General features: G+C 62.5%; 5 protein-coding genes. All 5 read right to left on the bottom strand.

Going from position 1 to position 5,248, the window contains the following annotated elements; all coding sequences use genetic code 11:
* Positions 1-5 precede the first annotated feature (5 nt).
* Positions 6-1,289: a TRAP transporter large permease subunit gene (locus CAPSK01_RS09340; RefSeq protein WP_034925670.1), complete on the bottom strand. Its 1,284-nt coding sequence runs from the start codon at positions 1,287-1,289 to the stop codon at positions 6-8.
* The gene (locus tag CAPSK01_RS09335; protein WP_034925668.1) at positions 1,286-1,990 is read right to left on the bottom strand and encodes a TRAP transporter small permease; all 705 of its coding nucleotides are present in this window, start codon (positions 1,988-1,990) and stop codon (positions 1,286-1,288) included. Before CAPSK01_RS09335 ends, CAPSK01_RS09340 begins: the two co-directional genes overlap by 4 nt.
* 81 nt (positions 1,991-2,071) lie before the next feature.
* A complete protein-coding gene (locus CAPSK01_RS09330; protein WP_034925665.1) occupies positions 2,072-3,085 on the bottom strand; it encodes a TRAP transporter substrate-binding protein in 1,014 nt (337 codons plus the stop codon).
* A 345-nt stretch (positions 3,086-3,430) separates the two neighbouring features.
* Entirely contained in the window at positions 3,431-4,432 is a 1,002-nt protein-coding gene (cobD, locus tag CAPSK01_RS09325; protein WP_034925662.1) for a threonine-phosphate decarboxylase CobD, read from the bottom strand.
* Positions 4,425-5,248: CobD/CbiB family cobalamin biosynthesis protein (locus CAPSK01_RS09320; RefSeq protein ID WP_273703413.1), on the bottom strand; the 824-nt coding region annotated here is incomplete at its 5' end. The genes CAPSK01_RS09320 and cobD, both read right to left, overlap by 8 nt.

Genomic DNA, 5,248 nt, shown 5'->3' with positions numbered 1-5,248 from the left:
TTCGGCTACATCATCCCGAGCGTCTTCGGCAACCAGGTCGACAGGATCGGTACATAGGTCACCACCACCAGGAAGGCCAGCATCGACAGCAGCCATGGCCAGACAGCGACCGTCAGTTCGGTAATCCCCATCTTGGTAATCCCCGATGCGACATAGAGGTTGAGCCCGACCGGCGGATGGCACATGCCGACTTCCATGTTCACCACCATCAGGATGCCGAAGTGCACCGGATCAATGCCCAGTTTCATCGCCACCGGAAAGAGAATCGGCGCGAAGATCAGCACGATCGACGAAGGCTCCATGAAATTGCCGGCCAACAGCAGGATGATGTTGACCGCCAGCAGGAAGGCGATCATTCCGAGACCGTGACCGAGCATCCAGTCCGCCAGCGCCTGCGGGATGTTCTCGTTGGTCATGATGAACGAGAAGAGCACAGCGTTGGTGATGATGTACAGGAGCATCGCGGACATGTTCGCCGAGTTCAGCAGCACCCGCGCCACATCCTTCATCGACAGGTCCTTGTAAACGAAGACTGCCACGAAGAAGGCATAGACCGCGCTCATCGCGGCTGCTTCGGTCGGCGTGAACATGCCGCTGTAGATGCCGCCCATGACCACCACGATCAGCAACAACCCCCAGACCGATTCGCGGAAAGCCTTCCAGCGCTCGCCGAACGTTGCCTTCTTCATGCGCGGGTAGTCGAACTTCATCGCCCGATACCAGGTGACGCCACCAAGGACCATCGCCAGAGCGATCCCCGGAATCACGCCGGCCATGAACAGCGCGCCGACCGAAGTGTTGGTCGCCACCGAATACATGACCATCACGATCGACGGCGGGATCAGGATGCCGAGCGCACCGGAGGTGGTGATCACGCCCGCCCCGAATTTGTTCGGGAAACCCGCCTTGACCATCGCCGGCATCAGGATCGACCCGATCGCCACGACGGTCGCCGGCGACGAGCCGGATACCGCGGCGAACAGGGCACAAGCCAGCACCCCGGCCAGGCCAAGACCACCGTACCAGTGCCCGACCATGCTGGTCGCGAACTTGATCATTCGTCGCGCCACCCCGCCGTGGGTAAGAAAGTTGCCGGCCAGGATGAAGAACGGAATGGCCATGATCTCGAACTTCTCGATACCGGTGAACAGCTTCAGGGCAACCGACTCGAGCGGTACCTGCGTAAACATGAACAGGAAACTCAGAACCGTCAGGCCGAGCGAGATCGAGATCGGCATGCCGGTCAGCATCAGGACCAGCAGAATGATGAAAATGATCGAAGCGTTCATGATTGCTTACCTCCCTTGTCCGACGAGTCTTCCGGGTGACGCTTCTTGTAGGTCAGGTCGTGCGGATGCAGGTTGTCCTCCATCTGGAACGCATTGATTTCTTCGGCGATCGTCGTCTCGTCGATACCATCCACGTGCCCGTGGTCGTGATGCGGCAGCTCGCCGGTCCGGATGAAACTCACTGTCACCTGCAGGAAACGGAAGCACATCAGGCTCGAACCGAGCGGAATCGCGCTATAGACGATCCATGTCGGCCACTCCAGATCAGGCGTGGTCGGACCCTCGGGAATATCCACCAGTTCCCAGCCGATCGCCGTGTATAGCGCATAATGAAAACCGTTTTCCCAAACGAAGTGGGCGCCAAGCGTGCCGACGATGCCGGTGAACAAAGCGCCCGCGAGCAAGCCGAAAACAACGAACTTGGCGCGCGTGCGACCGGTCATGCGGTTGATCAGCACGTCAACCCCGACGTGAATGCCGGTGCGTACCCCATAGGCGGCACCGAATTTGGCCATCCAGACGAACATGATGATGCACAGTTCCTGTGCCCAGCCAAAGTTGAGAGACAACAACCAGTCCTGCAAGCCGGGAATCGATACTCCCGACAGGTAGCGATGCACGACGGACGCGAAGATGATCGTCGTCGCTGCCGCCATGAGGAAGGTGATCAGCCATTCCTCGAGATGATCAAGTAGCTTCATGTGGAAAACTCCCCCATCTGCCTGAAAAAAAGCCCGTCAGGCGTGGCATCCCAACGGGCTGTCTTCTGTCTTATCGAATGATCAGGGTTTGGTCGGATCGAAACCGGTTTCCTTGTAGACCGCCTGCAGGAGATCCTTGCCGATGCGCGACTCCATCTTCAGATGCACGGGCGCCAGCGCTTTCTTGAAAGCCTGCCGCTCTTCCGGGGTCAGCGAATAGACCTGCGTCTTGCCGGTCTTCTTGACTGCTTCCAGATCCTTGTCGTTCTGCTCCTTGGCGATCTTGTTGGCGTAAGCGGTCGATTCCTTCATCGCTGCTTCGAGCTGACCACGCACGTCGGCCGGCAGTCCTTCCCAGAACTTCTTGTTGGCGATCACGGCATAACCGAGGTAGCCGTGTTCGGTCAGTGCCAGATGCTTCTGCACTTCAAACATTTTCTGCGTGTACAGGTTGGAAATCGGGTTCTCGGTGCCATCGACCACGCCGGTCTGCAGCGCCTGATAGACTTCGGAGAAAGCCATCACCTGCGGCAAGGCGCTCAAGGCGCGGATTTCCTCTTCGAGCACTTTCGAAGACTGGATGCGCATCTTCTTGCCCTTCAGATCGGCCGGCATCTTGATCGGCGTATTGGCCGAAAACGACTTGAAACCGTTGTCCCAGAAGGCCAGACCGGTTACCCCCTTGGGCTCCAGTTTCTTGAGCAGGCTCTGACCGATCGGACCCTGGGTGACCTTGTGCAGTTCGGCATAGTTGTCGAAGATGTAGGGCAGGTCGAAGAGTTCGAATTCCTTGACCCCCAGCGGACCAAACTTGGCCAGCGACGGGGCGAGCATCTGCACGGCGCCGAGCTGCAGGGCTTCCATCTCTTCCTTGTCCTTATACAAGGTCGAATTGGCGTACACCTCGACCTTGACCTTGCCTTTGGTGAGTTCGCCGGCGCGTTTGGCGAAGAACTCGGCGGCCAGGCCCTTGGGCGTGTCATGCGCCACGACATGGCTGAACTTGATGACGATCGGCTGTTGCGCGAGGACGCTGAAGGGCGTCGCAGACAGCGCACAGGTGGCCAGACCGAAGAGCAGCTTGGAAAACTTCATTTATTGTCTCCTCCATTGATGATGATGTGAAATGCTACTGCGCGTCCTGCAGGCGCCAATATCGCAAGAATCAGCCTGAATGAATATTGTGGAAATCCGTAATACCGAGGGAGGGCGGGCCGCCGGGTGCAGCAAGCAAAGGGGCTGCATGCCTGGTCGACGGTGCCGACGATGTGCTCGCCGGCACCGGCAGCAAACAGCGTTTCGGTCAGGGTGCGTTCGCCGGCTGCGCCAGGCGCACCGTGGCTCCGCTATCGTCGATGACGCTGATCTGGGCCTGCACGATCGGGCAGGCCATCAGCAACCAGACGGCGAAAAGTTCGCGGCCAGCGCGCGCAGGGCATGTCAAGGGTTCCAGTTGGCGAGGGCACTGCCGAGCCGCTGCCATTTGGCCTCGCCGCCGGGCAGGCCAAAGCGGAGCAGGCCGTGCGCCGGAAAATGCCGGGTCAGGATCGCCTGCCGGGCCAGGTGTTCGAAGAGGGCCGCGGCATGCGCCGTCGCGACGGTGGCGAACAGCGCGCTGTGGCTCACCTCGCCAAGCGGCGCCAGCAAGGTCGCCAGCCGCGCCGAGGCCAGCGCCAGATCGCGCCGCGTCTGCACCTGCCAGGCGCCGTCGGCGAGCACCTGCCGGGCGACGGCGCGCGCTGGCCCCGACAAGGGCCAGGGCCCCATCGCCTCGCGTAGTCTGGCGAGTTTGTCGGAGGCGCCGAAGACAAAACCGACCCGTGCACCGGCGAGACCAAAGAATTTGCCCAGCGAGCGCAGGACGATCAGATTCGGTGCTGCCGGGCCACCGGCGAGGGCGGTGACACAGTTCTCGGGGTCGGGATCGCCAAACGCCTCGTCGACGATCAGCCAGCCACCGCGCCGCAGCAGTTGCGCGGCAGCGGCGAGCAATTCTCCGGCTGGCAGCGTTCGCCCGGTCGGATTGTTGGGATTGCAGAGTACGATGATCGGCGTCGCTGCAGCCAGCGCGCGTGCCAAAGGAACATTCTGCAGGCGGCGCAGCTTGTGGCCAGCGCGTTCCCAGGCCTGCGGGTGCTCTTCGTAGATCGGTGTCAGGCAAGCGACGGCGACCGGCGGGAACAGCGCCGGCAGCCACTGGATCGCGGCCTGTGATCCCGGCAGCGCCAGCAAGCGATCATTGCCGTAGTAGATCGCTGCCGCTGCCGCGAGGCCATCGTCGTCTTCGGGCAGGCGATGCCAGCAGGCCGGGTCGATCGCCGGTAGCGGATACGCGTCAGGGTTGATACCGGTAGACAGATCCAGCCAGTCGGCCAGATCGCATTTGCAGAACGGCGCATACTGCCGGGCGGCAGCGCGCAGGCGACCGCCGTGCTCAAGCACGCAGCAGCCCCCAGGCGAGCAGCACTGCCAGCCACAACAGCAGGCTGCGACGAACGAGCGTCAGCGCACGAGCAATGTCCTCACCGCTGGCTGGCCGCCCTTCGCCAAGGCGTGGCCGCTCTTCCAGCCGGCCGTGGTAGACCGCCGGACCACCGAGCGCGAGACCCAGACTGCCGGCGCCGGCGGCCATCACCGGGCCGGCGTTCGGGCTTTTCCAGCGTGGCGCCTGTTCCCGCCAGCAGCGCAATGCCGCGCGCGTGCGCCCGCAAATGGCGTAGGACAAAGCGGTCAGACGCGCGGGCACGAGGTTCAGCAGGTCGTCGATGCGCGCGGCCGCGCAGCCGAATTCGCCGAAGCGCTGATTGCGATATCCCCACATGGCGTCGAGCGTGTTCGCCAGCCGAAAGAGAACTGCGCCCGCTCCGCCAAGCAGCGCGAACCAGAACAGCGCACCGAAAACGGCGTCGTTACCGTTCTCCAGTGTCGATTCGATGCACGCCGACGCGACACCGGCGCTGTCGAGTTCTTCGGTCTGGCGCGACACCATCCAGCCGACGTGCTGGCGTGCGGCGCCAAGATCACCCTTCGCCAGGTCATTGGCGACGCGCCGGGCATGTTCGCCAAGGCTGTATCCGCCGAGCGCCAGATAGAGCAGGACGGCGTCGATGAGCGAGCGTGGCAGACCGGGCGGCATCGCCAGCAGGACCAGCAGGGTGATCGCGACGCCTGGCAGAACCAGCAGCCACCAGGCCAGAAGACCACGCAGGCGGCGCCGTTCGCCGGTGTTCAGGGCGCGCTCGCAGGCGCTCGCCAGCG

The sequence above is a fragment of the Candidatus Accumulibacter vicinus genome (genome assembly GCF_000584955.1).
Classification (GTDB): domain Bacteria; phylum Pseudomonadota; class Gammaproteobacteria; order Burkholderiales; family Rhodocyclaceae; genus Accumulibacter; species Accumulibacter vicinus.
This window is presented reverse-complemented; position numbering and strand designations above follow the sequence as displayed.

Bases quoted from the DNA above. Each gene is read 5' to 3' on its own strand.
- CAPSK01_RS09340 (WP_034925670.1), bottom strand. From the start codon at position 1,289: ATGAACGCTTCGATCATTTTCATCATTCTGCTGGTCCTGATGCTGACC.
- CAPSK01_RS09335 (WP_034925668.1), bottom strand. From the start codon at position 1,990: ATGAAGCTACTTGATCATCTCGAGGAATGGCTGATCACCTTCCTCATG.
- CAPSK01_RS09330 (WP_034925665.1), bottom strand. From the start codon at position 3,085: ATGAAGTTTTCCAAGCTGCTCTTCGGTCTGGCCACCTGTGCGCTGTCT.